Below are 1452 nucleotides of genomic sequence, written 5' to 3' on the forward strand. Positions count from 1 at the left end.
CCCTAGTAGTGCTTGGTCAGGTTGGTTGTGATGTTGCGTGTCCTTCGGGCTCGGTGTCGCGTTGAAGGTGTGTGACCCCGGAGGAACTCGTCGCAGTGCGTGTGGAGTTGGAGGCGTTTGCGGCGGAGGTGTTCGAGCCGTTCGCGCGCAACGATCAGCGTCGGTGGGGGCAGGTCTACCTTCGAGGGCTGCTGACGGATGGGAAACGTAAATCGGTCGAGCCGATGGCTGCCCGACTCGGGGTGGACGGCAACCGCCAGGCGCTGGCCAACTTCATCACCACCAGTCCGTGGGATCCTGCGCACGTCCGTGCCCGGCTGGCCTGGCGGATGGAATCCGAGATCCGTCCGAAGGCATTGATCTTCGACGACACCGGATTCCTCAAGGACGGCCACGCCTCGGCGTGTGTGTCGCGGCAGTACACCGGCACCGCGGGCAAGGTCACCAACTGCCAGGTCGGCGTCTCGTTGCACCTGGCCTGCGATCACGCCTCGGCGGCGGTGAACTGGCGCCTGTTCCTGCCTCCGGCCTGGGACCCGGCATCTCCCAAGGCCGATCCCGACAAGACCCCCCGCCGACAGCGGTGCGGTATCCCCGACGACATCGGGCATGTGGAGAAGTGGCAACTGGCCCTGGACATGATCGATGAGACCCGCTCCTGGGGGATCGAGGTGCCGCTGGCCATCGCGGACGCCGGATACGGCGATGCCGCCGCGTTCCGCTTGGGCCTGAACGCCCGCGGCCTGAACTACGTGGTGGGCATCTCCACCACTATGACCGCACAGCCCGGCCAGGCAGTCCCTGTGACACCGCCGTATGGCGGGACCGGGCGCCCACCGGTGCCGTCATACCCCGACCCCGCCCAGCCGGTGAAGCAACTCGTCATCGCAGCAGGCCCCAGAGCCGCACGACCAGTGCAGTGGCGGGAGGGCTCCCGGCCTGGCACCGGCCGGTCCGGGCGCAAACGGATGTACTCCCGGTTCGTGGCCTTGCGGATCCGGCCTGCCGGACGCGAAATCCGGCAGGCCACCGACGGCCCCGCACTGCCCGAGTGCTGGCTCCTGGCTGAGTGGCCCACCGGCGAACCAGAGCCTGTGCAGTTCTGGCTGTCGGACCTGCCCGCCGACACACCCCTGACCACGCTGGTCCGGCTCGCCAAACTGCGCTGGCGCATCGAGCACGACTACCGCGAGATGAAACAGGCACTCGGCCTGGCCCACTTCGAGGGCCGCACCTGGGGCGGCTGGCACCACCACGTCACCCTCGTCTCAGTCGCCCACGCCTTCTGCACCCTGCAACGACTGGCACTGACCCCAAAAGACCCAGCGCCAGCCTGAGCCTCTACCAAATCGTCCGCGAGCTGCAGACCCTCCTCGCACTCTGGGCCGGCGCCTGCCCCACCTGCCACCAAGACATACCCACCCCGATACCAACCTGACCAAGCACTACTAG

At 67.6% G+C, this 1452-nt stretch carries 1 protein-coding gene; it reads left to right on the plus strand.

Features of this window, described 5'->3' with window-relative positions:
* The first annotated feature begins 71 nt into the window (after positions 1 to 71).
* Positions 72 to 1337 (plus strand): IS701 family transposase, encoded by a 1266-nt coding sequence (locus tag AB0M29_RS45190; RefSeq protein WP_365393689.1) that lies wholly within the window; start codon positions 72 to 74, stop codon positions 1335 to 1337.
* Positions 1338 to 1452 lie beyond the last annotated feature (115 nt).

This window comes from Streptomyces sp. NPDC051976 (assembly GCF_040680795.1).
In the GTDB taxonomy this organism is placed as follows: domain Bacteria; phylum Actinomycetota; class Actinomycetes; order Streptomycetales; family Streptomycetaceae; genus Actinacidiphila.